23 protein-coding genes, 1 tRNA gene and 1 other RNA gene are annotated in these 23948 nt (G+C 66.4%); 16 read left to right on the top strand and 9 right to left on the bottom strand.

All coding sequences use genetic code 11. From position 1 onward, the window contains the following. Window positions 1-505: 505 nt before the first annotated feature. The 12 genes from GT042_RS14625 (at window position 506) to GT042_RS14570 (ending at window position 11377) form a co-directional block, all read left to right on the top strand. Window positions 506-2527, top strand: coding sequence for an AAA family ATPase (locus GT042_RS14625; RefSeq protein ID WP_161309143.1), 2022 nt, complete (start codon window positions 506-508; stop codon window positions 2525-2527). Then, a complete protein-coding gene (locus tag GT042_RS14620) occupies window positions 2520-3992 on the top strand; it encodes a UvrD-helicase domain-containing protein (RefSeq protein ID WP_161309142.1) in 1473 nt (490 codons plus the stop codon). Before GT042_RS14625 ends, GT042_RS14620 begins: the two co-directional genes overlap by 8 nt. A gap of 190 nt (window positions 3993-4182) precedes the next feature. After that, the gene (locus GT042_RS14615) at window positions 4183-4446 is read left to right on the top strand and encodes a hypothetical protein (RefSeq protein ID WP_161309141.1); all 264 of its coding nucleotides are present in this window, start codon (window positions 4183-4185) and stop codon (window positions 4444-4446) included. Then, window positions 4424-4936 carry a DUF6879 family protein gene (locus tag GT042_RS14610; protein ID WP_202532768.1) on the top strand — a complete coding sequence of 171 codons (513 nt, stop codon included), beginning with the start codon at window positions 4424-4426 and terminating at the stop codon, window positions 4934-4936. The genes GT042_RS14615 and GT042_RS14610 overlap by 23 nt, the downstream gene beginning before the upstream one ends. Before the next feature lie 26 nt (window positions 4937-4962). After that, window positions 4963-5805: a helix-turn-helix transcriptional regulator gene (locus GT042_RS14605; RefSeq protein ID WP_161309140.1), complete on the top strand. Its 843-nt coding sequence runs from the start codon at window positions 4963-4965 to the stop codon at window positions 5803-5805. Between the two features lie 114 nt (window positions 5806-5919). Beyond that, complete coding sequence (locus GT042_RS14600) at window positions 5920-6288, top strand: hypothetical protein (RefSeq protein WP_237530800.1); 369 nt, start codon at window positions 5920-5922, stop codon at window positions 6286-6288. Continuing rightward, window positions 6285-6827, top strand: a complete 543-nt coding sequence (locus GT042_RS14595; RefSeq protein ID WP_161309139.1) for an NUDIX domain-containing protein — start codon at window positions 6285-6287, stop codon at window positions 6825-6827. The genes GT042_RS14600 and GT042_RS14595 overlap by 4 nt, the downstream gene beginning before the upstream one ends. A 291-nt stretch (window positions 6828-7118) precedes the next feature. Next, window positions 7119-7919 carry a diaminopimelate epimerase gene (dapF, locus tag GT042_RS14590; RefSeq protein ID WP_161309138.1) on the top strand — a complete coding sequence of 267 codons (801 nt, stop codon included), beginning with the start codon at window positions 7119-7121 and terminating at the stop codon, window positions 7917-7919. After that, window positions 7916-9058, top strand: a complete 1143-nt coding sequence (locus tag GT042_RS14585; RefSeq protein WP_161309137.1) for an ATP-grasp domain-containing protein — start codon at window positions 7916-7918, stop codon at window positions 9056-9058. The genes dapF and GT042_RS14585 overlap by 4 nt, the downstream gene beginning before the upstream one ends. Further along, entirely contained in the window at window positions 9043-9570 is a 528-nt protein-coding gene (locus GT042_RS14580; RefSeq protein ID WP_161309136.1) for a C39 family peptidase, read from the top strand. The genes GT042_RS14585 and GT042_RS14580 overlap by 16 nt, the downstream gene beginning before the upstream one ends. Further along, a complete protein-coding gene (locus GT042_RS14575) occupies window positions 9570-9932 on the top strand; it encodes a cyanophycin synthetase (protein WP_202532767.1) in 363 nt (120 codons plus the stop codon). Before GT042_RS14580 ends, GT042_RS14575 begins: the two co-directional genes overlap by 1 nt. Before the next feature lie 263 nt (window positions 9933-10195). Continuing rightward, window positions 10196-11377, top strand: coding sequence for a hypothetical protein (locus GT042_RS14570; RefSeq protein ID WP_161309135.1), 1182 nt, complete (start codon window positions 10196-10198; stop codon window positions 11375-11377). Window positions 11378-11492: 115 nt separating this feature from the next. Here GT042_RS14570 and GT042_RS14565 read toward each other — a convergent pair whose 3' ends face one another. The 4 genes from GT042_RS14565 to GT042_RS14550 all read right to left on the bottom strand — a co-directional run bounded on the left by GT042_RS14565 (window position 11493) and on the right by GT042_RS14550 (window position 16771). Then, window positions 11493-13247 (bottom strand): mobilization protein, encoded by a 1755-nt coding sequence (locus GT042_RS14565; protein ID WP_161309134.1) that lies wholly within the window; start codon window positions 13245-13247, stop codon window positions 11493-11495. Next, entirely contained in the window at window positions 13237-13674 is a 438-nt protein-coding gene (gene mobC, locus GT042_RS14560; protein ID WP_161309133.1) for a plasmid mobilization relaxosome protein MobC, read from the bottom strand. The genes GT042_RS14565 and mobC overlap by 11 nt, the downstream gene beginning before the upstream one ends. A 606-nt stretch (window positions 13675-14280) precedes the next feature. Next, the gene (locus tag GT042_RS14555) at window positions 14281-15261 is read right to left on the bottom strand and encodes a DUF2637 domain-containing protein (RefSeq protein ID WP_161309132.1); all 981 of its coding nucleotides are present in this window, start codon (window positions 15259-15261) and stop codon (window positions 14281-14283) included. A 346-nt stretch (window positions 15262-15607) separates the two neighbouring features. Next, window positions 15608-16771: a DUF3631 domain-containing protein gene (locus GT042_RS14550; RefSeq protein ID WP_161309131.1), complete on the bottom strand. Its 1164-nt coding sequence runs from the start codon at window positions 16769-16771 to the stop codon at window positions 15608-15610. 385 nt (window positions 16772-17156) lie between these two features. On the opposite strand from GT042_RS14550, the gene GT042_RS14545 reads away from it, so the two are divergent. The 3 genes from GT042_RS14545 (at window position 17157) to GT042_RS14535 (ending at window position 19351) form a co-directional block, all read left to right on the top strand. Then, window positions 17157-17675 (top strand): helix-turn-helix transcriptional regulator, encoded by a 519-nt coding sequence (locus GT042_RS14545; RefSeq protein WP_161309130.1) that lies wholly within the window; start codon window positions 17157-17159, stop codon window positions 17673-17675. A gap of 124 nt (window positions 17676-17799) precedes the next feature. Next, complete coding sequence (locus GT042_RS14540; protein ID WP_161309129.1) at window positions 17800-18105, top strand: helix-turn-helix domain-containing protein; 306 nt, start codon at window positions 17800-17802, stop codon at window positions 18103-18105. Between the two features lie 10 nt (window positions 18106-18115). After that, window positions 18116-19351, top strand: coding sequence for a site-specific integrase (locus GT042_RS14535; RefSeq protein ID WP_161309128.1), 1236 nt, complete (start codon window positions 18116-18118; stop codon window positions 19349-19351). A 118-nt stretch (window positions 19352-19469) separates the two neighbouring features. Here GT042_RS14535 and GT042_RS14530 read toward each other — a convergent pair whose 3' ends face one another. The 5 genes from GT042_RS14530 to GT042_RS14510 form a co-directional block, all read right to left on the bottom strand. Beyond that, entirely contained in the window at window positions 19470-20954 is a 1485-nt protein-coding gene (locus GT042_RS14530) for an SAVED domain-containing protein (RefSeq protein WP_161309127.1), read from the bottom strand. Continuing rightward, the gene (locus GT042_RS14525; protein WP_161309126.1) at window positions 20954-21874 is read right to left on the bottom strand and encodes an AAA family ATPase; all 921 of its coding nucleotides are present in this window, start codon (window positions 21872-21874) and stop codon (window positions 20954-20956) included. Before GT042_RS14525 ends, GT042_RS14530 begins: the two co-directional genes overlap by 1 nt. Before the next feature lie 30 nt (window positions 21875-21904). Beyond that, window positions 21905-22420, bottom strand: coding sequence for a hypothetical protein (locus GT042_RS14520; RefSeq protein WP_161309125.1), 516 nt, complete (start codon window positions 22418-22420; stop codon window positions 21905-21907). A 2-nt stretch (window positions 22421-22422) separates the two neighbouring features. Next, window positions 22423-23421, bottom strand: coding sequence for a CBASS oligonucleotide cyclase (locus GT042_RS14515; protein ID WP_161309124.1), 999 nt, complete (start codon window positions 23419-23421; stop codon window positions 22423-22425). A gap of 231 nt (window positions 23422-23652) precedes the next feature. Continuing rightward, a tRNA-Ser gene (locus GT042_RS14510) sits at window positions 23653-23740 on the bottom strand. A 73-nt stretch (window positions 23741-23813) separates the two neighbouring features. Between GT042_RS14510 and ffs the strand changes: the two genes are divergently transcribed. After that, window positions 23814-23908: signal recognition particle sRNA small type (gene ffs, locus GT042_RS14505), an RNA gene on the top strand. Window positions 23909-23948 lie beyond the last annotated feature (40 nt).

Genomic DNA, 23948 nt, shown 5'->3' with positions numbered 1-23948 from the left:
ACACGCTTTCCAACTGTTCGTCCGGGGGTTCGGGCGGATTCGTCAGCGTTCTGACCTGCGATGGAACCGCGTGAGAGTCGGCCTCCGTACCCCGCTGAACGGAGGCGAATGCAACTGGAACTGCAACTGACTGGCTGCCCGCAGACTGCGCCTGACCTGCGGTGTTGCCAGCAGTTCGGACATCGAGGTCCCTCCAGTTGAAGACTTGGCTTGCTGGATCTGCGGATAGTCACCGTTCCAGCCACAGATCGATCCTTGTCCATGGTGATCTACCTGGCCGGTCCGCAGGAAGCGACCACGAGCGGTCGAGAGGAGGCGCACCGAGGATCGTCCGCCCGGTTCCAAAAGGGGTGTGAACTCCACCCAAACCGGGTGACATCGAGGGCCACTCGCCAGTTGGGTTCGACTACTGATGCTGCACATTTTTGGAAAGCACACCGTTTGTCAGTGTGCGGGGCGATTATAGGACGGTCGGGTGGGGCTGCGGAGTGGGGGAGTAACGCGCGTGCATTTGAGCCGGGTGGAAGTCAAGGGGCTGCGTGCTAGCGCCGAGTCGGAGATCGTCTGCGATCTCCCCGGCCGGTTCAGTGTCCTGATCGGTGCGAACGGGGTCGGGAAGACCACCGTCACTGATGCCCTGTACTTGGCCCATCCCAGCCGTTTCCCCAGCCTGCCGCGCCCGAGTGCGACCGCTCTGGGCGGCGGCGAACGCAGTATTACGGTTCAGTACACGCTGGATGCTGACCCGCACACCGAAGGGGTTCTGGGGCGCCAGCTCCACGCCATTCATCACGGTGCGCCCGGTACTGTCGCGCAGCGCTGGAGCACGAACCTGACCCGGAGTTTGGGCAGCATCCAGGCGCAGGCAGGTCAGCGGCAGGGGCCACTGGACACGCTTGAGCCGTTCAAGCTCCTGTATCTGCCCGCCTGGCGTCATCCGCTGGATGAGCTCGCCCGGCGTGAGGTCCGTATTTTGATCGAGTTGCTGCGCGCGCAGCAGGAGCGTCTGGACGGACGCCGCAGTTTGGTATCGCTGCGGGCGCGGGCGTCTCAGCTCCTGGAGGGTCTGGCTAAGGACAGCATCATCGAGGCCGTTGAGGAGCGTATCGGCGCACACCTCTCGGCGATGTCGGCGGGCGTCAGTCCGCAGTGGTCCTATGTCCGCGGGCAGGTTATTGACGACACCTATCTGGCGCGTGTCTTGGAGCTGATGCTCGCCGTGATTGAGGGCCGGGGCCAGGCACGCCCACTGGAAGTCTCCGGCCTGGGCTACGTCAACCTGCTCCACATCGCTGTGACGCTGGCCGCAATTCCCGACCCAGCCAAGCGGGCCACAGGTATGCCCGACGCGCGTATGGGGGTTGCACCCGATCCCGATGACGTAGAGGAGGCTGCGCGCCAGGCTCGCGAGCGGCTCGTGCAGGCGCGGGCCGAGGCTGAATCCGCAGAGGACTCCTTCTTCCCGCCAGATCCCTTCCACGCCACTGTGGTCATTGAGGAGCCCGAAGCACACCTGCACCCGCAGCTACAGCACTCCCTAGTCCGCTACTTGCGCGGAGTCACCGCTCGGCGGCCGGAGCTGCAGATCGTTCTGTCCAGCCATGCCACCGACGTCATAACGTCCTGCCGCCCAGAGCAGATTGTCGTCTTGCGCCGGACCAGCGACGGACGCCGATTTTGTCGTCCCATCGCCACTCTGCCGATGGCCGAGCGCGACAAGACGCTGCGCATGATGCGGCTTCATCTGGATACCAGCCGATCCGCTGCCTTGTTCGCTGAACGTTTGGTCTTGGTCGAGGGCGTCACCGAGGTAGCCGTACTTCGTGAGTTCGCCCGTGCCTGGGCCGCTCAGGACGCGGACAAGCAAGCGTTTGTCGAGGCCCTGAGTATCGTGCCCATGGGCACGAAAGTCGGAGCGTGGGCGGTGCGGTTGCTGGCGACCAAGGGCGCGGAGCTGTGCACCAAGATCGCCGTCCTGCGCGATAGCGACTTGGACTTCGGCGCTGTGCCCATCGCCCCACCATGGATCACAGCTCACGACCCTGACGTTGCCCAGGCGTTTATCAGTCACCCCACGCTCGAGCCGGCCATCACCGCAGGCAACGAAAAGCTGATCGCCGAGGCCCTGGACGACCTAGACCTACCCGTACCGGAGCCGCTAGATCCCGAGTCAGTCCACGCCCTGTTTCGCAGCGCCCGTAAGGCCAAGGACGGCAAGGACGCCACGCCCGCCGGCAAGGGGGCAAAGCGAAAGGCGGAGTTCGCGCTCGCGCTCGCCCAGCAACTTGCCGACGCCAACGAAGCAATGATCCACCCGGTCGTCCCAGGCCACCTGCAGGCGATGTTTGACTTCCTGTACCCGGCACCACCTGCCGCAACCGGGTCGGACGAACCCCCCCAGCCGAGTGAGGATGACAGCGACGTACCGGATGCTTCGGACGATTTGGGCGAGGCGTTGCCTCCTACTGCTAACCCCTGGTTTAGTCCGGCACCCGACGTTGATAGCTCGGGCGAGCCTCGTGGCTGAGGCTGCCCTGGACCGGCTGACTCCCGAACAGCTCATCGCCGCCGGCACACCCCTCACGCGCCTCTACATCGAAGCCGCCCCCGGCTCCGGAAAGACGACCGTGTCCGCATATCGCTTTGGCGTGCAGCGCTTCGCCCTGGCCAGCGACCCGCGTGCGGTCGTCGCCGTCAGCTTTACCCGCTCCGCCACAGCGGAACTGCGCGCGCGTGTCCGTTCAACCTGGGGCCGCGCCGCGATCAACCCACCACACCGCATTGTCACCCTCGACACCGTCGTCTACGACCTGCTCGCCCATCTCCTGCATACCAATAAACTTCGTTGGCCCGGCGGCCACACCGAACTTGAGGTTCTGGACACCTGGAAGGCCCACTATCCGACCCGCTATACGACCCGGGAGCCGGTCGTCGAACTTGAAGGCCGCCAGATCGTTACTGCCCACACCTACCGGCATGCCAAAGGCAACCACCTTGGCCAGCACGACTTTGAGACTGCTGTGAACGACGGCCAATGCACTCACGACAACGTCCGCGCGATCCTCGAACAGGCTCTGAGCGTGCCGGACATAACTGGCTGTCTGATCGACTACTTTGCCACCACCACCCGCGCTCTGATTGTCGACGAGATTTTCGACGCCAACAGCCTCGACCTGGCCGTAGTTGAACTCGCAGCCCAAGCCGGACTACACATCACCGTCGTTGGTGATCCCTGGCAAGCCCTATACGGCTTCCGAGGTGCCCGCCCCGACCTCGTACCCACCCTCATCGAGCGCGCCGAGATGGCCACCCTCCAGCTGACCGCATCTTTTCGCTGGCGTACATCCCACCAAGAAGATCTGGCCACGGCCCTGCGCCGAAGCGAACCCACCACGGTGCCCAGCGCTGTTCTGGACGGCGTCGATGTTGTCTTGGCGCGCGAATGGAAACCCCTATGGAATACGGACCCTCGCGTACTTCCCCTCGCGTTCCGCTCCGCCAGCGGCAACACGCAAGAAGCCGCCTCCACGCTGCTGCTCAACCGGCTCACCCGCAGCGCTTTCGGTGAGCACGCCACCTATGTGACCGATGCTGCCGCTACCCTGCGGTTGGACGAGGACGCCCGTGCCCGCCTGGAACCGCGCCTGGACGCGATCCTCGCGCGCCTCGCCGACAAGGAAGACCTCACTGGCACCCTCGCGGACCTCACAGCCGCCATCGCCACCGAGTCGTCAGCCAGGATCCCTGGCAAGCACCCCAGCCAAATTGAACGCCTCCGGCAGCTGCGTACCCGCCTCCTCCACCCCTTCGACGACCTCATACTCGGCCTAACCACTCATCAGGCCAAAGGACGCGAGTGGGACGCCGTTGCCGTGCGATTCGAGGCCAGCGATACACGAGCCCTACACGTCGGGCTGGACCGAGACAATGAGGATCATCGCAAGCTTTACGTGGCACTCACCCGCGCTCGCCGCCGATCGCTCGCTGTGTGAAGTCGACGTAACGGCACGTGAAGGCGAAGCGCTGCCCCGCCCGTGAGGCGGATTGACCGCTATCGGCCAGCCGACTTAGAGATCGCATGTCCGACAGGTCCTGGCAAGTTCCGGCAAGTTCCTCGCTCCGCAGCGAGGGCTCGGGCAAGCTCTGGCATAGAGATCGTCATCGGCGTTCGAGGAGGACATCATGGCCCTGATTCGGCTCGGCAAAGACCCGGAGAGTCCCAGCGGCGGCTCGCCCACGATCTACCTCGACGACGCACGGGACAACTACCTCGTGCAGGGCTGGAAGGTGGAGGACGCCGAGCGCCTGGAGCAGATGGACATCCCTGGCCACGAGTCGGTGGTGGAGATTCCCCGGCGCATGGTGCAGTTCTTCCTGGAGATGGAGCAGAGTGCCAAGGCCGGCGACCCGGAGGTGAAGCAGGATGACGAACACCCCGACGTTTGAGGAGCTGTTTCGCGACTGCCAGAGGACAGCCGTCCATCTGGAGATGCGCGACGCCTACATGAAGTCGGACCAGGCTTTCATCGACTGGAAGGCCGGTAAGACTCTCGACCCCGCTGAGCGCTGGGCCGACTGGCACAGCATCGTCACGGAGGCGACGGCACGAGGTGTCGAGGTTCGCCGGGCGCGCGTTGTGTCGACGCCGGTCAGTGAGTACGTCCGCTTCGAGCATGCTGTGACGGACGGGCTGAACATCGCCGCGGGAGAAGACGTGCGCTGGCTCTCGCGCCGTCGAGCGACGAACGTCGCGCTCCCGGGCAACGACTTCTGGTTGTTCGACTCCAGCCTCGTTCTCCTCAATCACTTCGACGGCGAGGGAGAGAACATGGAGATGGAGCTGACGGAAGACCCTGAGGTGGCGAAGCTCTGCGAGTCGGCCTTCGAGGCCGTGTGGAAGCGGGCAACGCCGCACGCTGAGTTCGAGTTGTCCTGACAGGCCGAACGCCCCGCCGCGACGCCATGACATCGCCATCTTCGAGCGTTCAGGAAGCCCGCAAGGCTCTCGGGAAACGCCTGGCTGAGATCAGGGAAGCAGCCGGCATCAGCAAGCGGGAACTCGCCAGGCGGTGTGGCTGGCACGAGTCGAAGGCTTCGCGATTCGAGAGCGGTGCCCGTCCGCCGTCGGAGCGCGATCTTCGCGATTGGTGCGCCGCTTGTGGCGCGGAAGGCCAAGCCGGAGATCTCGTCTCGACTGCCCGCGGAATCGAGGGCATGTATGTCGAGTGGCGCAAGATGGAGCGCAACGGCCTCAAGTGGGTGCAGGAATCCGTTCTTCCCCTGTGGGAGCGCACCCAGCGGTTCCGCATCTACTCGCCGTGGCTGATTCCCGGCCCCGTGCAGACCGCCTCGTACATCACCGCGCTTCTGACCTCCATCCGCGACCGTCGCGGCCTCATCGACGACGTGCCGGAGGCAGTCAGAGTTCGGGTGGAGAAACAGAACATCGTCTACGGCAACCACACGTTCGCCATTCTCTTGGAGGAAAGCGCACTCCGGTACCGCATTGGCGGAGCGGAAGTTCTGGCCGGTCAACTCGGCTACCTGCTCAGCGTCATGGCGCTGCCATCGGTGAGCATCGGGATCATTCCCCAAAGTGCTGACCGGGCTCTCTGGCCCGTCGAGGGATTCTTCCTGTACGACGACGAGACCGTGAATGTCGAACTGGTCTCCGCGCACCTCACCGTCGTGCAGAATCACGAACTTGCCATGTATGCCCAGACGTTCGCCGAGCTGGCCGAACTCGCCGTTTACGGCGGTGCGGCAAGGCAAATCATCACGGCTGCCATCGAGTCTCTCGGGTGAACTCCCGGCAAGTTCCGGCACACTCGTGGAACCCAGGCTATCGCCTTTCCTAGTTTGTATGGCACGACGCAAATCCTGTTCCAGGAGGGGCAAGTGATGATCACTGTGGCAAGTATGGGCAAGGCGCTCGGGACGGCAAACAGCACGGCGGTCGATCTCACGATCGACGTTGAAGGAATCTCCGCACGGACTGATCTCGTCCTCGCGATGCAAATGGGCAAGACCACTCGTGAGGCCATGGACGCGTCCCTGCCGCTGGTGGTCGGGCACCTGAGCGCTCTCCTGGACCTGGATCTGGGGCAGGCCGGGGACGACGACGTGCGCGTGCTGTACCGGAAGGGCCTTGCCCTGATCGAGCACGGGACGCGGCCCACCAACGAGACGCCCGCCTTCGGCGTCTTTGTGTACCTCCGCGACACGGCCTCCATCGCGCGGCGCCTGCTGTGGATCTACGCCGAGCGTGAGGGGCTGAGTACACCATGACCGTCGAAGTCGGGCACATCATCCGAGAGTTGTCGTCCTACCTCAACGAGCATCCTGCCGAGAAGGTGGCGCTGATGCCGTTGTACGACGCGGCTCGTGATCATGTGCAACGCCGGCTTTGCAATCACGAGGGCCGCTGCCCCGTCGTAACAACGGGTGCCGTGGTGGTGGACGAGGGCGGGCGTGTCCTGAGCCTTCGGCACGCCGACGGCTTCGCTCTCGCCGAGGCGGAGCCCGAGGCCCACGACGAATCCCTTAGCGGCGCGGCTCTCCGGATTCTTGCCGAGGAGGTTGGTGTCCGCGACGTGTGGACCGAACCCGGTCTGGAAGGCCCCTTCCTGGTCGACGTCACTCCACCGGGCCGGCACCGGTACGGGCCGCGGCACCGTTTCGGCTTCCGGTACCTCTTTCGAGCCCATTCCGGCGCCGTCTTTCCCTCGATGATCGAGACCGGCGCAGCCGCCTGGATGCCGCCTGCGCACATCGGCATCAACTCCGTGCGGCAGCGACTCTGTGACTCCGCCGTGGACGCCTCGTGAGTCCTGCAAAGCAGCAATTTGGTTACGTCATAGGAGTCGTGGCGCTGGTCATCGCCATCGGCCTCGGTGTCTGGCGGCGCTGAGCGTCTGAGCGCGAGGCCGAGAATGCGCCTTCGACATCCTACCCAGCACCCGCTGCGTCCCGGCAACCAAGCCCCCGAGCTTTGCCGACAGTCGGCTTGTGGTCATGAGCAAGACGACATCTTCGTCGAGCCGATCGAATTCCCCTGATCCAGCCCCTGTTGGGGCTTCCACACCCGAACTGTCACGCCACACACGAGGAGCTTTGCCATGCGCTTTCGTAAGATCCACGGAGCGGGAAACGACTTCGTACTGCTTGCCGCCGCCGAACCTGGCAGCGAGAAGGATTGGCCGAAGGAGGCTCAGCGCCTCTGCGCCAGAAGGATGGGTGTCGGGGCCGATGGCCTGGTCATTTGCAACCTGATCACTGACAGCCCCGCCGTTCTGGCAGTCGACTGTTTCAATGCGGACGGCTCCGCCGCCACCATGTGCGGCAACGCTTTACGGTGTGCCGCCTGGGCCGCCCACCACGACCACGGATTCAGCGAGATGACGCTCCGCATGGCCGGTGTGGAGCACCAGGCGGTAGTGGCCGACGACTTCGTGTGGGTCACGGCCGAGGTCGGTGCCGTCCACCCGCGCCGCCTGAACCTCGTGATCAACGGCAGGCCCACGTGGTTCGACAGCGCTCACACCGGCACGGAACACGTCGTCGCCATCGTGGACGACATCGACGCGATCGACGCGGAACTCGCCGGCAGCCTCGTCCGCCACCACAGCGATCTTGCCCCGCTGGGGACCAACGTCAATTTCGTCCAGTCGGCCGGCGACCAGGCCCTCAGGATCCGTACCTATGAGCGCGGCGTCGAGGCGGAAACGCTGTCGTGCGGCAGCGGAGCTGTGGCGGCCGTCGTCATCGCCACCATGCGAGGACTCGTCTCCCCGCGCCCGGTCACCGTTCACAACCGCGCCGGAGAACCGCTCACGGTCCGGCCGCACGACGACCGGCCGCGCCGAACCCACTGGGTCGGCGGTCCGGTCACCCACACCTTCGAAGGAGTGCTCGTATGACCATCTTCCTCAATCCCGGTACAGAACCCGCATACCAGAGGGCCGTCCGCGACCTTCGGACCTGGGGCCACAACCGCCAGGGCCTTGCCGTTGCCCTCGTCTACGGCCCGGTGTCCGCCGAGGACCAGCTCTACCACTCGAAGTGTCCCGTCGAGCAGCGCTCCGTGACCGCCCTGGCCGAGGCCCTGGACGAGATCGGCGCTCACTGGGCTGTGCTCAACCCCTGCGAGCCCGGCTTCATCGAGGAGCTGGCCTCGTACGACGTGGCCCTCTCCAACCTGCATGGCCCGTACGGGGAGGACGGGCGCTTACAGGGCCTTCTCGACTACCTCCGCGTGCCGTACTGCGGGAGCGGCGTCTCGGCGTCCGCGGTGGCCGCCGACAAAATTCTCTGCAAGAGGGTCATGCTCAGCCTGGGAGTGCCCACTCCCGGCTGGTCCGTATGGTCGGGAGGGCCGGCGGCCTGGACTGGACGGCCCGTGATGGTGAAACCACCCTTCGGGGGCTCCAGTGTCGGCATGAGCCTCGTTCGCGAACAGGCGGACCTCGGACGGGCACTGACCGACGCTGCCGGCGCAACAGGCGATGACGTCCTCGTAGAGGAGTACGTGAGCGGCACACCGCTGACTGTGGGGCTCCTGGAGCTGCCTGGCGGCTCCGTGGCCATCTTCCCGCCGCTGGCAACGGAAGCCAACGAAGCTGAGTTCTACGACGCCGACACCAAGCTGGACATCGACTCCCATGGAACCGTCGCCGTGCGGATCGCGGACCTCGCCCCCGAGGTGCTGGGCGAGATTGCTCAGCAGGTCAAGACGCTGTGGGGCGGTCTCGGGCTGCGTGGCTCGGCCCGTATCGACTTCATGCTCACCTCGGCCGGCCGGCCGTACGTGCTGGAGGTCAACTCCACCCCCGGCATGTCGCGTGACAGCAACTTCGTCGTGGGTGCCGCCACGCTGGGCTTCACGCACACGGATGTCGTACTGGCGATGCTGCACGAGGCGCTGGCACGCGCGCCATACGATGTCCCCCTGCCCACTCCCGCGTTCTCCAGCACCACATCGACCCGGGAGGCTGCCGTCTTACGTAGGAGTCAGCCGCTGTGCCGCGCGTCCACGATGTGCCCATGTGCCGACAGCTGATCGACCCCGCCGAGTGGGATCTGCACGGAGGCTGGGCCTTGGGGGAGCGGACGGAATGGTCGAACCGGGCGTGCGGCCTGGCGTCGCTTCGGATGATCCTGCTCGCCTACGGGCGCCCGGCTCCGACGGTCACGGAACTGCTGGAACTCGCGGTTAAGAACGAGGTTCTGACCCCGCGTGGAGCACTACACGCGGGGATCGCGGGCCTTGCGACTGACCTCGGCGTCCCGTCCCGTGCGGAGCCGGTTCCGACCGGGGACCTACTGGAACGCCTCGACGACGCACCCGTGATCGTTTCGGTGACGGAGCAGTTCCCCGACGATGGTCGCTCAGGCGGCCACCTTGTGATTCTGCGCGGCTACGAGGACGGCCCTGACCCCGTTGTTTTGATCCGCGACCCTTCCGCGTGGGGGCAGACGCATGATCGAGTCCCCATCAGTCGCCTGTCCCCCTCGTACACCGGCCGGGCAATCACCTTCACCCCTTTGGCCTCGAACAACGGAGATTCCTGATGACCGAGGCGCCCGGCGAAAGGACCGAGGCCGAGGGAGGCCGAAAGATCGCCGTACTCGGAGAGATGCTGGAGCTGGGTGACGAAGCGGTAGAAGCTCACCGGGAGATCGGTCGCTTCGCAGCCGAGAGCGGTGTCGATCTCGTCATCGGGGTCGGAGGTGACCTGGCGAAGCAGCTCGTTCTCACGGCCGGCGCGGCGGGCGCCCCGGACATCGCTCTTGTCGGTGACAACGCGACCGCTGCGGCGTACCTCCAATCCATCCTCCGCCCCGGTGACGTCGTCCTTATCAAGGCATCGCGAGGCGGTCAGCTTTGGCAGATCGCTCAAGCCCTCACCGGACAACCCGTCACCAGCCTCTGAGCTGTCTCCCCCGGTAGCTGGCAGCAGGGGAAGCCCACGGTCTGGGACGGACAGGAACATCGTGAACGCAGCCCACACGGCTCTCACGGGCGGCATCAGTCATGCTTCGACAAAACAATTCACGCTGAAACGATCATTGCAACACGTCCCAGGTGAGTCCTGTTTCGGGCTGTCAACACGGCGCCGGATTAGAGCCCGCAGGCCACCCCGCTAGTACTAAAAACGTATAGCTATCGATGGCAAGGCAGCCTACGCTCCTCGCCATGGCCGTGTACACGAGCAGGAATCGAACGGACGCGTCTCCGAATCGAGCATCTGAGTCGAAGAGCGAGTTCTTCGAGAGGATCGCCGGTCCGTTCTGGGATCAGGTTCGGGACGTGATCAACGAGTGGTGGTCTCACCTCCCGGACCACGCGCAGTCGGGTCTACGCAGTCGGCTGCTAGACCGGAATTCCGACACGAACGTCTTCTCAGCGCTGTGGGAGCTGTATCTGCACGAGATGCTGCTCGGCTCCGGTTGTACCGTGGAGCTCGAGCCAGGAATTGGCACCCGTGGCAAGAATCCCGACTTTCTGGTTACACGCGATGGCAAGCAATTTGTTGTGGAAGCAATCTGGACGACGCAGCGTTTGGGTGACCCCGGGACTATTCTTCCGCCTCACCTGAACGATGCCATTGATAGCGTGCCAAGTCCCAACTTCTTTGTGTCCTGTGAGATCGAGAAGACGGGTTCCGCGACACCGCCGCAGAAGCGGCTGAAGAGTGAGTTGATGCGTTGGCTCGCTGACCTGGACCCCGATCGAGTGATCGCCGAGCACGAGCGCGATGTCCCATTGCCCAAGTACACCTGGCAGGAGGCTGGTTGGTGCCTCTCGTTCGAGGCGATTCCTCGCAGCCCGGGCAAGCGAGGCGATCCAACGAGTAGAACCATCGGTATCTACCCCGCGATGGACTGGCTCGACAACGATTCGGAACGGGTATTCGACGCGGTTAAGAGGAAGGGCGGGAAGTACGGAGACCTAGAGTTGCCGTTCATCGTGGCGGTTGGCCACGCAGCCGCTTTTCCCGAGGACGAGGACATCGAGACTGCGCTGTACGGATCCTCGGTTGAGTACTCCCACGCCGGCGCACCGACCTTCGGCCGAAGGCCCGACGGTTACTGGACCGCCACCTACAACCACGCCCACGGGCGGGTCAGCGGCGTTCTCATCGTGGATAACCCAGCACCCTGGACCTGGGCAAAGAGGACCCCCGTCCTCTGGCAAAGCCCCGATCCCAGCTCGCCTCCAGTCACTGCCCTCCCTACCTGGGCTACCGCACAGCTGGTCGGGATCCAAGTTGAACACCAGTCTGCGGCTCACCCGACCCACACCGCTCTCGGCCTGTCTGAGCACTGGCCGATCGGCGAGGCTTTCCCTCGACATCACCAGAGCAACCCCGCCTGAATACGGGTCACCATTGGAATTTTTCGCCTTCTAGCGATCACCGTCTTGCGGGTCGTTCCAGGCAGCGTGGGAAATAGGTGACGTGGACGCGTGAGCGGCGGTATCCATAGTCTATTCACCGCAGCTTTCGCGGGACCTCGCGGCCTGGCTGCGGGGTACGAGGAGGCGTAGCACCCGTCGCGGACGCAGGCACCGTGCCAGCGGTGCCGGCGCGGTGGGGGCGGGCGGTGGCGGCTCGGGCGCGTGCGGCTTGGCGTTCGGTTGTCTGGTGTTGGAGGCGCCAGTTGAGGACTTCGGCGGGGTGGTCGGCGGTGTCGAGTTCTCGTTGTTGGGCGATTCCGGCGAGGACGTGGCGGGGGTTCTGGCCGGTGCTTTCGGTTTTGGCGAGGGTGGTGGCCAGGGCAGGCCAGGAGGGGTCGTCGAGGATGCGGGTCGCCTGGTCGGGGATGGCGGCGCGGAGAACGGTGGCGTAGCGCTGGGTGGTGTGGGGGCTGGGTGTGCGTGAGGTGAGGTCGGCCAGGACGGGTTGGGCGGCCTGTCGGTAGGCCGTTTGCAGGTGGGCGAGGGTCTGGTGGGCTGCGGTGGCCTGCTGCCGCAGCCCCCGGGCTTCGTTCCAGCGGGCGAGGGCGATGAGGGTGAGGACGGCGGTGGAGAGCAGGCTGGCGAGCCCGCCGCCGTCCTTGTCCGAGCCGAGGGTGTGGAGCAGTTCCTTGGCCGCGGTGCGCAGGGCGGTGGCGCTCTGGTGTTCGGCGCGTACGGCGGAGCGGTTGGCGCGGTTGAACGATGTTGCCGCTGCGCGTAGTTCGGTTCGTAGGGGGGTGGGCGCGGTGGCGGCGGTGTTGTGGAGGAGTTCGCCGAACGCGGCTGCGTGCGCCTGGAGCACGCTGTCCTGCTGTTCGCCGCCTTCGGGTTCCTGGTAGAGGAGGCTGGTGTGGAGGTGGCGCAGGGCGGTGTCGGCCTGGTGCCACGGTCCGGGGCCGCTGGTTCGGGCGGTGGGCTGGTCGGTGAGGTCGTGGGCGGTCAGGCGTTCGCGCAGTCGGTTGATGGACAGGTCGGGGGCGAGGTTGTAGCCGCTGAAGTAGACAGGCTCGTCATGGCCGTTGGTGTCGTCGGGCGCGGCCAGGCTGTATCCGGTTACGTCGCCGGTCTGCGGGCCCAGCCGGTATTTGATCTTGATGCCGAGGGTGGTGAGGATGGAGAAGTACTCTGCCTCGTCGCGTGCGGCGGCTGCCGCCGCGTATGCCTCGTCGCGGAGCCATTCCCTTGCTGTTGTGGTGTTGCCCGCGCGCTGGGCCTTGGCCTGCTCGGCGCTGGTGGGTGTGGGTGCTGCGGTGAGGTCACCGGGTTTGAGGCGGCGCAGGCCGAGTTCGGCTTCGATTTTTCGGCATTCGGTTTGGGCGCGTTGGCCGTCGCGGTTGGTGCGCGGTCGGCGTCCGTCCTCGCGGACGCTGGTGGCCATGATGTGGATGTGGTCGTCCGCGTGGCGTACCGCGATCCACCGGCAAGCGTCGTCGTCACCGTCGGGGGCGATGCCGGTGGCGTGGACGATGCGGCGGGCGACTTCGGCCCACTCTTCGTCGGTGAGGTAGCGGTCACCGGGTGCGGTGCGTACAGGGCAGTGCCAGACGTGCTGGGGGACTTTCTTGCCGGTGCGCTGTTCGCGCACGCGCACAGGCTGGTCAAGGTAGTCGGCCAGTTCGCTGAGGAGGGTGTGGTGTTGGTCCAGGGGGGCGCGGCCGGGGTCGGGGATGCCGGGCATCGCGAACGCGGCGACGATGTGCGGGTCGGTGTGTTCGTCGCGTCGGCCGGGGCCGAAGAGGTAGGACAGGAGTCCGCGGCTGCGGGAGCCGGTGGAGACGTCAGGCACCATGGCGGCATCCTGAGACGACGTGTTCCAGGGCGAGGCGGCCGGCGCGGGCCAGGCCGTGGACCTCGGCCAGGACGTCGTCGGTGCTGTCGGGCTGGGCGCCGGTGTTGATGGCGCGGGCGATCTGGTTGAGGTTCACTCCCACCCGGTGGATCTCGCGCAGCAGTTTCCCGCACAGGAGCGTCAGCTCCTGGAGCGCCTGCGGTGAGGGCAGCGCGGGGATACCGTCGGGGCGCTGATTGCCGAGGTAGGCGTGGGCGAAGGTCAGCGCGGCGTCCATCAGGAAGGCCGACCGGGAGCGCTTGGCGGCCCTGGCGGCGACGTCGATGAACTCCCGCTCGGCGAACTCTGCGGAGGCGGTCAGCTGGATATCGCGCTTGGTGCCGCTGCGCGGCCGGTAGAGGATCTCGCTCAGCGGCCGGCGGCTCATGACGAGAGCGTCGACTTCATAGGGCAGCGGGGTGACGTCGAGGGCTGCGATACGGCGGTGGACGAAGGCGTCAGGGGTGAGGGTCGGCGCGAAGCGTGCGGGATGCTCGGCGTGGTGGTCCTGTCCCTGTTCCGGGAGGGGGCCGCGCTCGGCCTCCTCCCGTCGGCCCGGTGCCCCCTGGTGCCGGTCCTGGCCCGCCGCCCTGTCGGCGGGGTCAAGCGCAAAGTCCGCATCGCCTCCGGCGATGTGGGCTTTGCTCCAGCTTGCTCCGCCGTTGTCGTTCCCGGGGTCGCCATCCTTGCTCCGCCGTTGTCGTTCCCGGGGTCGCCATCCTTGCCGTTCGGGGAGGTTAGCGGGTGGAAGGCGGCAGGCTCCCCGTTCTGGTGTTGTCGGTTGGGGGAGTCCGTTCCGGGGTCGGGCTTGGCGCGGAAGGGGTTACGCATGAGGGCTCCGTTCGCGGGTCGGCGGTGGAGGTGATGGTTGCCGGGATCGGTGGTTTGGCTGGCCCGCACTTCTGGGATAGGGGCCGGTAGACGCGCGGCTGCCGGGGTGTCGGCAGCCGCGCGTCCCTACCTGTCCGTGTGGGCTGTGGCGGTCCGGATGGGTTCAGGTCTGATCGGTGAGGGGCTGTGGATCGTCCGGCCGGTCGGGGTGCTGGCGGGGCTGGGCGGCGGCGCGAACCAGGGTGATGGCCTCGGTCAGACGGAGGGTTCCGGCGCCCAGCTCGGCTTCGGTGAGGGATTTGCGGGCGCTGTCTCGCGTGATCGAGTCGGGGTCCGGGTGTGCGGCTGCGATCACGTTGACCAGTTGCTCCAGCGTCGCCATCGGGGGCCGCCCGCCCTGCCTCTGGCGACGCTGTACGGAACCCCCGTTCTCGTCCTCGCCCGCGTCTTCGGGCTCGCCCTGCGGTGATTCGACTGCCGTCGCGCGTTCTGCGGCCCTGCTCCGATCGACGCCGTCGGAGTTCTGGTCGAACGCCGTCTCCGCGTCGGCGGTTCGCGCAGGTTCGGTCTGCGGCGCCAGGCGCTCCAGCTCCTTGCGTGCGCATGAGTGCGGCGTTCCGTCGGACTGATGGCTTTGGTACGGAACCGGTGTGGCGTTTCCGTCCGCTGGGGTGCGGGCGGGGTCGGTGCCGCCGTAGCGGGTGATCAGGATGTGGAGGTGGGTGGCCCCGGCGAGGGCGAGCGGGGCGATGGCGGACAGGACGGTGACGGTGGGGTCGTCGAGGTGGAGGCCGACGGTGCCGGGCTGGTTGAGGTCCAGGGCGTGCAGGCCGTTGGCCCAGATGCTGGCGGCGGTGGCGGCGATGAACAGAGCCCAGGCGTACAGGCGTGCGGGCAGTGGCGCTTCGCGCAGGACCAGGAGGGCGCGCACCCCGTAGGCGATGAAGCCGTCGATCACGATGGGGAAGAGGTAGGTCAGTTGTGGGCGGACGTGGACGGCGGTGGCCATCTGCCGCAGCGCGTCGAAGGACAGGGCGCAGCCGGCGAGGCCGAGCAGGATGATCGCGAGCTGGTCCCACCAGGTGGCTCGGTGGCGACCGGTCGGCCTTGCCGGGTCGGTCGTGGGTATGGCGGTGTCGGGCATGGTGGAGAAGTCCTTGCGGGGGAGGTCTGGGGGTGGTCTGGGTGTGCCGTCTTTGCCGTCTTGCCGTTGCAACCGCAGGTCAGCGGCGGTACGGCAGGCCGAGCGGCTGCCGTCCGGGACGGCACGGAGACGCGACCAGGGGAGTCGGGGGCTCGGTTTGCGCGGTGCCTGCCGGGGCGACGGGACGGATAGCTGTCCGTCTTGGGACGGATAGCCGTCCCACTTTCAGGGCTGTTGACCTGCGGTTTGTTGGCTGGGACGGCTGGGACGGCAGAAGACGGATGTACGGCTCGGGCTGGTCCCCGCCGACAGCGGCAGCGCTCGCGTCGGCGGGACCAGCGTCAGGTCAGCCCGCGTCGGCCTGGGGGGTGCCGAGAGGGTGGACGGCGGGGCAGTAGCGCTTCCAGGCGTCGGTGAACTTGGTGCGCGTGTATCCCTTGCGCTGGATGTCACCCACGCGCACGTTGCCGGAGCTGATCCCGTACTCGCGCAGCATCGCGCTGAGGCCGCGTGGTGTCAGGCCGCCGCGTCCGTGTTCGGCCCAGGGCGCTTCAGGGTCGCTGTTCAGCGCGTGCAGGAGGTCGTCGGTGCTCAGTTGCTCCTGCTCGCCCTTGGCGTGGAAGACCCGCCGGATGTCGGCGAGGATGCGGGCGTTGCTGGGGTTGTCCTGCTCCGCTTCGGCTTCGGCTGAGACCATGCTGGTGCAGGCGTGGCGGGCACGGTCCGGCCAGGTGCCGCCCGCGAGGTCGGCGACTATCACCAGGGGTTCCCAGGTGTCGGCGGCGCGGTCCTCCACTGGCATGGGGGGCTCCAGGAGCAGGGCTTGGTCGGTCAGGGGTACGGCCCACTGGGCGAGGCGGGCACGTATTTCGTGCAGGGCGGGGCTGTCGCGTTTGGTGCGGTACGGGCTGACGCGTTCGCCTGCCGCGCGACGGCGCATGCGGATCACGATCGAGCGGTCCATGATCGTGTCGGGGAGGTCGCCGATGCCTGCCAGTGCGGCCATGGCGAAGGTGTGGAAGCGGTGGGGGGTGTGGTCGTTGCCGACCACGCGCAGGACGTAGCGGTCGCGCTGGTGCCCGGCGTTGAGAAGGCCGCGCATCTCCTCGTTCTTCTCCGCCTGCTTGGGGGTGCCGAAGATGGTGTCGGCCTCATCGACGAGCAGGGTCGGGGGCTCCTCGGTGATGGAGCGGAAGACGGCGGCGGCGGTGGAGTTGACCGTGATGACGGGGTTATGAACGGTCTCGGTCAGGATGTCGAGGAGGCGGGACTTGCCGCAGCGTTTCGCGGGGCCGACAACGGCCAGGCGCGGGGCGTGCTGCCAGGAGGGCTGCAGGTGGGTGGCGGCGACCCACAGCACCGCCGCGTCCAGTGCCTCGTCGCTGGGCAGGATCACGAAGCGGGCCATTGCCGCCTTGAGCTGATCCAGGAGGACCGCTCCGTGGTCGGCGGTGGCTGCGGGATCCGGTTGCGCCGCGTGTTCGGCGCCGGGGTGGGTATTGTCGTTCATGGAGATTCCTCACTCGACGGCTCCGGGGGGCAACCCGGTCCGTAGTAGGTCTGCTGTCCAGGGATGGGCGGTGTCGAGGTTTCCGATCAGCCCCCGGTGTTCGTAGCGCCGGGGGTTTTGTCGTTCTCTGGCGGCATGAGCGCCGTTCTCAACCTCCTTCAGGTTCGGATTTTCATGCGCCACCATCATATGTACTGCCCGCGGCGCGCGGTGTCAAACCGATGGCAGGTTCGTTTATTGATTCCCTAGTAGCATAGTGGCAGTTCAGAGGCTTGTGTGATCTGCATCACCTTTCGTTTCATGCGCCTCGCGGTTGGGGATTCAATGCTGGTATGGTTTAACGATGGCCCCGGTGTAGTGCCGGTTCAACCGAGAGGAGGTGAACATGGACAAGCCCAAGGAGCGCCACCTCATCCCCAGCGAGGGTGAGGCACTGGTGGCGCACAACCTGAAGATCATGCGGAAGGCCGCCCGGTTGTCCCAGGACGATGTCGCCGAGCGCATGAGGCGCCTCGGTTTCAAGTTCCACCAGACCCAGATCGCGAAGATCGAGAACGGCACCCGGTCCATCCAGTTCGACGAGGTCATCGGCCTGGCCAAGGCGCTGAACCTGCCCGCCGAGTACTTCATGACCCAGGCCGTGGCGAACCCGGACGACCCCAACTACGAGCTTCAGGAGGCGGGCTTCCGCCTCCAGGACCTTGAGAGGGAGTGGAGAACCGCCCAGGACCTCGCTGACGCCGCGAAGGTGCGCCTCGAAGAGGCCGAGCAGGAGTACGACGAGATCGCCGAACGGCTCGGCGTCGACATCACGCCCGCCGCAGACGAGCTGACGTTCTACCCGGCTCCCAACTCGCCCCAGGACCCCCTCCGCAAGGACGTGGGTACCTCCGCCGCCGAGTAACCGCTCCCGCCCGTCCCCCGGCGCTACGAACGCCGAGGGCTGCCCTGCGGACCCCTTTCACACCGCCCATCCCGAACAGCAACCACGGCTGCACGTTGCCCACGCGCCGCCGGGAGGTACCTCCATGCCCGAAACGCCCATCTCCGCTGCCCTGTTGGCTGATGCCCTCGGCATGACCGAGCAGCAGCTCCTCGGCCTCGTCCAGGCCAACACCAGCGCCGCGCACGACCCCACGCTGGTCGCGCTCACCGTCGAGGAAGCCGCCCGACGGCTCGGCGTCGGCCGCACCACCATGTACGCGCTCCTCGCCTCCGGTGAGATCCCGTCCATTTCCATAGGCCGCCTTCGCCGCATTCCTGCAGAGGCGCTGAGCGTCTACGTCGCAGCCCGCACCCAGGCGACCCAGTCGTCCGTCGCTCTCGCGGCCTGAAGGGACGATCATGGCGAAGTCCCGGCAGCCCAACGGCGCATCATCGATCCACTTCGGTAAGGACGGCTACTGGCACGGTTACGTCACCGTCGGCGCCAAGGACAACGGCAAACCCGACCGGCGCCACGTCATGCGCAAGTCCCGCGCTGACGTCACCAAGGCTGTCCGTGAGCTGGAGCGGAAGCGCGACTCCGGCAGCGTGCCGAAGGCGGGCCAGACCTGGACAGTCGAGTCCTGGCTGACTCACTGGGTCGAGAACATCGCCGCGCTGCACGTCTCCGAGAACACCATCGACGGCTACCGTGTCGCTGTTTACCACCACCTGATACCCGGCCTCGGCGCGCATCGTTTGGGGAAGCTGGAGCCCGAGCACCTGGAGCGCTTCTACAAGAAGATGCAGGAGAACGGCAGTGCGGCCGGCACCGCGCACCAGGTCCACCGCACTGTTCGCGCCGCCCTCAACGAGGCGAAGCGTCGGCGTCACCTCACCGAGAACCCGGCCACGATCGCCAAGGCTCCTCGGCTGGAAGAGGAAGAGGTTGTGCCGTACACCGTCGAGGAGGTCCAGCTCCTGCTGGAGGTGGCCAGCCGAGAGCGCAACGCCGCGCGTTGGGTGATCGCCCTGGCGCTCGGTCTGCGGCAGGGCGAGGTGCTTGGGCTCAAGTGGGTGGACCTCGACTTCGACCTTGGGGTGCTGGTCGTTCACCGGGGGCGGCTGCGGCCCCGGTACCAGCATGGCTGCGGGGGCCGCTGCGGGCGCAAGCCCGGGTACTGTCCGCAGAAGATCAACATCCGTCGAGAGACCAAGGACACCAAGTCCCGTGCCGGACGGCGGCCCATTGGCGTCCCCGGCGAGCTGATGAAGCTCTTGGCGCAGCACCGAGACGAGCAGGAACGGGAACGGCGTCTCGCCCGCGACCTGTGGGTGGAGAAGGGATACGTCTTCACCTCACCGACCGGTGAACCGCTCAACCCCAACACCGATCACCACAAGTGGAAGGAGCTGCTGGAGGCGGCCGGCCTGCGGGATGGCCGACTGCACGACGCCCGCCACACCGCAGGCACGATCCTGCTGATCCTCGGCGTCCCCGACACCGTCGTTGACGCGATCATGGGCTGGGAGCCTGGCCAGTCGGCCCGGATGCGCCGCCGATACCAGCATCTGACGAACCGCGTCCTCAAGGACACGGCGGCCAAGGTCGGCGGACTGCTTTGGACCCGGGACGGCGAGCCACCCGCCGCCTGATCCGACTGTCGTGGGTGGGCCATGCGGGCTTCGATCGCCAACGGTCTGAGCCCGCAATCCACGAAGCGTTCCCGCAACCCTCGGAACAGGTTCGGTGCCCTTGGGCTTGAGTCGCCTCTTATGCCTCTACGGTGAATGCTGCCTCGTATCCGTCGCCGATCTTGATGTCCTCGTAGACGACGGTCTGACATAGCCGGTTCCATCGGTTGCCCAGCAGAACAGCAAGTCCCATCGGGCAGGCGAGGAAGAGGTGCATGCGCTGGACTCGGCGGGTGGAGCGGCGTAGGTGGTCGCGGATGCCCACTGCCAAGGCGTTGGCGGCGGTGCTGCCGGGGACGGAACCGTCGTTCGCTTTGCCGCTCGGCGGGGCGAGGACGATGAGCTTACCGACCGGGAGATCCTGCTCGCGGAGGTACTCCAGGACGTCCCTGGTGATCTCCGTCGCGACCGAGATGGCGACAGCGATCTCGTCACCTTGGCCAATCTCGTACTCAGCGACTTCCGGGACCAAGACAGTCTCAAACGGGTCGTTGGTGGACCAGAGTTGGCTGCCGCCCCTCCCCCGCTGCAGCGCTGCGAGGTCGGTCCCGGTGACCATGCGGAAGGTGGTACCAACCAGGAAGGCTGGCGCTAGACGGATACTTCCCGTGACGGAGACGGCGGTCGTACCGGCGGGCAGACGTTCAGGTGCGGCCTCAATATCCGCCTGTAGCTGTGCCCAGGTACTCGGCGACAGGGGTCGACGCTTGGTGTACTCGGATTCGCTTTCGAAGCGGTCGACCCAGTCAATGGCGTGGTCGGCATCCGGGGCCATCGGGTCTGGCTTGAGCGTGGCGATCGACAGGACGACCCGAGCGGGGCCGGCCTTCAAGTCCAGCTCGGCGACGGCGCTCTCGACCATTGCCAGCGTGAGCTCGCGCTGGCCGTCGCGGACCATCTTGGCGACCCATCCGGCGCCCGCCTCCAACGCCCGCTGGTCGTTGTGCAGACCCGTGACGGCCATCAACAGCTGCAGATGCTCCTGGTACTTGACCATGTTCACCGACAGGTCGAAGCGCAGAACCGACAGCAGGTCGAGGAGCTCGGCCTCGGTCAGACCTGCTTCCTCAGCCCACTGGGCACGTGCCTTGCCGCGGTCCGACTTGTTTCCGCCGATGGCTGCCTTGGGCATTAGGAGCCCGGTGCGGGAATCGCAGATCTTCACCAGGTCATCGGCGGGGTCGGCCGCCCGGTTGGTGACCAGGTGCAGTTCGACGGTGCCGCCGTGTGCGGTCAATTGCTTCCACGTCCTGGCGATCTTCTTGAGGATCGACGGGCCGCCGCTGAGGCTGGGCTTGGTCAGGTATGCCGCGTTGACTGGTGTGGCGCTGTCGACCGCGTACTTAACCTGCTTGTAGGTGTTCGGGGGAACATCGCGCAGCAGGACGACGTCGTCGAGATTGCCGACGCCGTCAAGTTCGACGCCGACGGCGCGCACAGGGTTGTGCGAACGGGCGGCGTTCTCACGGAGGAGAGTCAGGCATGCCTCCCAGGCGACGAGCCATTGGTAGTAATCGCCGGTGGTGCGGACGCTGGTGGGGCTGGGGGCAGGGAGATGGGCCATCAGCGCTCCTCGGTGAAGATGGGGGTGGGCTCCAGTTCCTCGGCGAGGGCGAGGAAGTCCTCGTCCATGACAGGCCGGTCGGGGAAAGCGCGGAAGACAGCTGCTGGGACCAGCCGCTGGGTGAGGTCGGAGAAGGTGTAGCCGGGCTGGTCCTTGGTGGGTCCGGTGAGCTCGACGACCTTGCGGATGGTCTCCGGCCGGATGCCGAGTCCGTCGAGCGCCTGGGTGAGGACCGAGCGGCGCTGCTCGTCGCCGGGGCGGGTGAAGGTGAAGGTGGCCGCGGCGCGGCGCATGACGGCCGGGTCGAGGGCGCCGACCCGGTTGGTGCACAGAACAACGACGACCGGGAGCCCGGCGCCGGCCAAGCCGTCGATGCCGGCCAAGAACGCGTCGACGCCGGCCCGATCCTCATGGTGCATCTGCTGAGCCTCGCGGGACTGCACCAGGGCGTCGGCCTCATCGACGACAAGAATCTGCACCTCGCGTGCTCCCTCAGAGCCCGACGCACGCTTGCCCACCACGTGCATGTGGGTAAAAGCGTCTCCAATGAGGGAGGTCATCTCGCCGACCAAGCCGCTGCCGCGGGTAGCGAGCTTGAGCCTGTACAGGTACACCGGCAGATTGAGCCAGTCGGCGAGGTCGCAGCCAAAGGATTCTGCCAGCGCGGACTTGCCGGAACCGACATCGCCAGCGAAAACGAACAGCGGCGCCCGATCCGCGAAGAGGGCGAGGGCGGCGACGTCGCCGCTGTGGTATCGCGCGGCCCAGGACCGAAGTCGGCGCGGGTCCGCGAGGAGCGCGGCTTCTTTGCGCAGGCGCAGCTTCGTGTCATCCAGGCCGACGAGGCGGTCGTAGCGGGCGCGTCGGGTGGGCTCGGGCAACTCGATGACGGGGTGGAACAGGTCGTCCTGGCTGGTCATACGCTCGTTCCTCCTGCTGATGACGCTGGACTAGTAGGCGACGTAGACGTCGCGTGAGACGCCAGTACCGTTGCGGGCGTAGCCGTGCCCCGTGGTGCTGGTGCCTGCGGCGGCACTCGGGGCAGTGCCGGTTGTCCGGGAGATCGGCAGTGCCTCCTTGACCCCGGTCTGCTGGCTGCTGCTCAGGAGCCAGAAGGCGGAGCTGTAGTTCAGGAAGCTGTGAAAGGTGTAGCCGGTGAGGTCGACCGGGTCCGGGAAGCTGCCCGGTCGGGAGTCGATGAGCTGGCCGCCGGCCGTGGCTTTGTAGCGCAGCCGAAACTTCCAGGCGTTGGTGGCGGTGTCGCGGAAGCCGTAGTCGACGGTGTCGAGATAACCGTCTCGTAGAAGCAGGGCGACCTCGTCGGCGAACTTGTCGATTTTCTCGAGGGAGGGTTCGCCGTAGAGGTTGTACAGCAGACGCAGGTCGGCGGCGACTCTGCCTCCGACGTAACGGGCATCGGTGATCGTGAACGAACCGGAAGCGGATCTGGAGTACGAGCCGGTCATGGTCACTCTCCCGGGAAGGTGGGGCCGAACAGCTCGCGCCAGAGGTCGAGCGCCTCACCCTTCGTGGCCGCGTACGCAGCCATCGTGAGGGTGTCGAGAGTCGTCTTGGCATGGCTCACCAACCGCTGGCGGTCGAACTCGGTGTAACCGCGTGCGACGTTGTTCTCCGGGTTGACCGGGTCCCAGACCTGAATGGGATCCGTCGTCGTGTCCACCTCGTCGGCCGTGTAGTAGTCGGTGAAGACGATCGGTGTCCTCAGGCCGGTGCGAACGATGTAGGAGAGCACCTGCTCGATCGCACGCGGGTAGTCGCCGACTTCGAGTGGCTGGCCGTTCCAGCCGACGTCCCACAGGTGCGCGACCAGGAGTTCAATCAGGAACGACTTGCAGCGCAGCTGCGGGTCGACCCCCTTGCTCTCGCGGATCCACGCCTTCAGCAGGCGGATCAGCTCCCGGTAGCTGTCACCGGCCTCTCCCTTGCGCTTTTCGATGAAGCGCAGGTGGAGCGTGACCGAGGTGAGCACCTTGATGCCGCCGCTGGTGACCAAGTAGCCCCGGTCGTCCGGCTCGCCTGTGTAGAGCACCGGCACCACGTCGATCTTCAAGCCAGAGCCCCGCATAGTGATACCGACCGCGTGGTCGGAGGGCTTGAAGTCCTCCGCGACCTTCGTTCTGCCATAGACCTCTTTGCAGCGTTCCTCCAGCCATGCCAGCACCGTCGAGACGTCGATGTCGGGGTCGCCGACGCGCAGGTACGCGGCCACGTCCGCGTCAGACCCCGTGCCGTGCCTGCGACGGATCGCTGTGTGCTTGGCGGTGCTGCCGGACGCGCGGAGCTTCACCAGGTCAAAGTCCGGGTGGCCGGCGATGTAGTCCTCCAGGCGCTCCCGCAGGTAGTTCACCTGGCGGCGGCGCTCCTTCGCCTCCTCCTTCGGCACGTTCACCTTGTTCTTCGCGAACGCCTTGAGGACCTCGTGGTCGACGTAGCTTTCCCCCGCCATGGCTGTTCACCCTTCACCCGAGAAGCCGATCGGTAGGAGAACAGGCTTACCACGCACCACTGACAAACCCGGTCGAAGTTGCCAGGGATACCCAAGGGCCGATACGGGACCGTCTGCAGGGCCCTCCGGCTGCGCCCACCGCACGAACTGCAACTAAAACTGCAACTACGAACGTCGATGGCCCCCGCTGCGAGCAGCGGGGGCCATCGACGTATTGCCCGGTGAGAGCAATGGCGGAGGATACGAGATTCGAACTCGTGAGGGGTTGCCCCCAACACGCTTTCCAAGCGTGCGCCCTAGGCCACTAGGCGAATCCTCCGCGACGAACCATACAAGATCCTGAGGGGTGCTCGCGAACTCGTATCGGGGGGTGGGGATCGGGTACTGTGTGCGGAGCCCCTCACGTGGCGCTATCTGACTGAACTCCCCCAGGGCCGGAAGGCAGCAAGGGTAGGTTGGCTCTGGCGGGTGCGTGGGGGGCGCTTGCGTGTGGGGGTGGAGTGGGGGCGCGGGGGGACCAGATCGGA

Origin of the sequence: Streptomyces sp. SID3212 (assembly GCF_009865405.1) — a bacterium.
In the GTDB taxonomy this organism is placed as follows: domain Bacteria; phylum Actinomycetota; class Actinomycetes; order Streptomycetales; family Streptomycetaceae; genus Streptomyces.
Note: the sequence above shows the minus strand (reverse complement) of the source record. Positions and strands in the feature narration are given on the sequence as shown.

What these genes read in the sequence shown, in the direction of transcription:
- GT042_RS14615 (WP_161309141.1), top strand. Translation starts at nt 4,183, where the DNA reads ATGGCCCTGATTCGGCTCGGCAAAGACCCGGAGAGTCCCAGCGGCGGC.
- GT042_RS14610 (WP_202532768.1), top strand. Translation starts at nt 4,424, where the DNA reads ATGACGAACACCCCGACGTTTGAGGAGCTGTTTCGCGACTGCCAGAGG.
- GT042_RS14605 (WP_161309140.1), top strand. Translation starts at nt 4,963, where the DNA reads ATGACATCGCCATCTTCGAGCGTTCAGGAAGCCCGCAAGGCTCTCGGG.
- GT042_RS14600 (WP_237530800.1), top strand. Translation starts at nt 5,920, where the DNA reads ATGGGCAAGGCGCTCGGGACGGCAAACAGCACGGCGGTCGATCTCACG.
- GT042_RS14595 (WP_161309139.1), top strand. Translation starts at nt 6,285, where the DNA reads ATGACCGTCGAAGTCGGGCACATCATCCGAGAGTTGTCGTCCTACCTC.
- dapF (WP_161309138.1), top strand. Translation starts at nt 7,119, where the DNA reads ATGCGCTTTCGTAAGATCCACGGAGCGGGAAACGACTTCGTACTGCTT.
- GT042_RS14585 (WP_161309137.1), top strand. Translation starts at nt 7,916, where the DNA reads ATGACCATCTTCCTCAATCCCGGTACAGAACCCGCATACCAGAGGGCC.
- GT042_RS14580 (WP_161309136.1), top strand. Translation starts at nt 9,043, where the DNA reads ATGTGCCGACAGCTGATCGACCCCGCCGAGTGGGATCTGCACGGAGGC.
- GT042_RS14575 (WP_202532767.1), top strand. Translation starts at nt 9,570, where the DNA reads ATGACCGAGGCGCCCGGCGAAAGGACCGAGGCCGAGGGAGGCCGAAAG.
- GT042_RS14570 (WP_161309135.1), top strand. Translation starts at nt 10,196, where the DNA reads ATGGCCGTGTACACGAGCAGGAATCGAACGGACGCGTCTCCGAATCGA.
- GT042_RS14565 (WP_161309134.1), bottom strand. Translation starts at nt 13,247, where the DNA reads ATGGTGCCTGACGTCTCCACCGGCTCCCGCAGCCGCGGACTCCTGTCC.
- mobC (WP_161309133.1), bottom strand. Translation starts at nt 13,674, where the DNA reads ATGAGCCGCCGGCCGCTGAGCGAGATCCTCTACCGGCCGCGCAGCGGC.
- GT042_RS14555 (WP_161309132.1), bottom strand. Translation starts at nt 15,261, where the DNA reads ATGCCCGACACCGCCATACCCACGACCGACCCGGCAAGGCCGACCGGT.
- GT042_RS14550 (WP_161309131.1), bottom strand. Translation starts at nt 16,771, where the DNA reads ATGAACGACAATACCCACCCCGGCGCCGAACACGCGGCGCAACCGGAT.
- GT042_RS14545 (WP_161309130.1), top strand. Translation starts at nt 17,157, where the DNA reads ATGGACAAGCCCAAGGAGCGCCACCTCATCCCCAGCGAGGGTGAGGCA.
- GT042_RS14540 (WP_161309129.1), top strand. Translation starts at nt 17,800, where the DNA reads ATGCCCGAAACGCCCATCTCCGCTGCCCTGTTGGCTGATGCCCTCGGC.
- GT042_RS14535 (WP_161309128.1), top strand. Translation starts at nt 18,116, where the DNA reads ATGGCGAAGTCCCGGCAGCCCAACGGCGCATCATCGATCCACTTCGGT.
- GT042_RS14530 (WP_161309127.1), bottom strand. Translation starts at nt 20,954, where the DNA reads ATGGCCCATCTCCCTGCCCCCAGCCCCACCAGCGTCCGCACCACCGGC.
- GT042_RS14525 (WP_161309126.1), bottom strand. Translation starts at nt 21,874, where the DNA reads ATGACCAGCCAGGACGACCTGTTCCACCCCGTCATCGAGTTGCCCGAG.
- GT042_RS14520 (WP_161309125.1), bottom strand. Translation starts at nt 22,420, where the DNA reads ATGACCGGCTCGTACTCCAGATCCGCTTCCGGTTCGTTCACGATCACC.
- GT042_RS14515 (WP_161309124.1), bottom strand. Translation starts at nt 23,421, where the DNA reads ATGGCGGGGGAAAGCTACGTCGACCACGAGGTCCTCAAGGCGTTCGCG.